This window comes from Sphaerisporangium flaviroseum (assembly GCF_039537005.1).
Lineage (GTDB): Bacteria > Actinomycetota > Actinomycetes > Streptosporangiales > Streptosporangiaceae > Sphaerisporangium > Sphaerisporangium flaviroseum.
The window spans coordinates 1-760 of the sequence record NZ_BAAAZR010000068.1 but is presented as its reverse complement, the minus strand read 5'-3'; the positions used below and the strand labels follow the sequence as shown (position 1 = coordinate 760).

Below are 760 nucleotides of genomic sequence, written 5' to 3'. Positions count from 1 at the left end.
AGAGATCGCTGGAACTGCCGGTCTTGGCGGTCTTCAGCAGCAGGCCGCGGTCGTTGAAGGTGAAGTTGAGGTCGCCCGCGCTGGTGCGCCGTCCGGCCAGGTCGTAGCCGAAGGTGTTGCTCTGGGTGGCGGCTTCGGCTCCTGATCCTGCCTCGGTTACTAGGCGGCCCAGGTTGTCGTAGGTGTTGGTGATCTGGACGCCGCCGGGCTGCAGGACGCCGACCTGGTTGCCCGCCGCATCGTAGGACATGGTCCAGGTGCGGTCGGCGAGGTCGGGATGGGCCTGGGTTGAGGGTTCGATGCGCGACTCCACCCGGCCCAGCGAGTTGTAGGTGGTGAGGAACGCGTTACCGCGGCCGTCGGTGGTACGGGTCTGATTCCCCGCCGCGTTGTAGCCGAACGTCGTGGTGATGGTCTTCGTGGCCGATACCGGTTCGACGAGCTTGGTCAGCTGGTCGGTGGCGTCGTAGGACCGGCGGGTGACGTGGCCTTCGGGGCTGGTCTGGCCAATGAGGTTGCTCGCGTCGTCGTATTCGAAGCCGTAGGTGCGCAGGACCGTGCCGGAGGAGTTCAGGTCCTTGGCGGCGGTCTTGCGTCCGGCGAGGTCGTATTCGGCGACCGTGGCATTGCCCAGGGCGTCGGTGACCTTGGCGGGACGCCCCACCCCGTCGTACTCGAACTTGGTGGCGTGGGTGAGGGGGTCGGTCTGGGTTTCCACCTCGCCGGCGGCGTTGACCGTGGCTGTGCTGCGGTTGCCGGC

The 760-nt window shown here is 67.2% G+C and carries 1 protein-coding gene; it reads right to left on the bottom strand.

Features of this window, described 5'->3' with window-relative positions; genetic code table 11:
• The coding region (locus tag ABD810_RS40760; RefSeq protein WP_344953926.1) for a hypothetical protein at nucleotides 1-760 on the bottom strand (760 nt) is incomplete at both ends.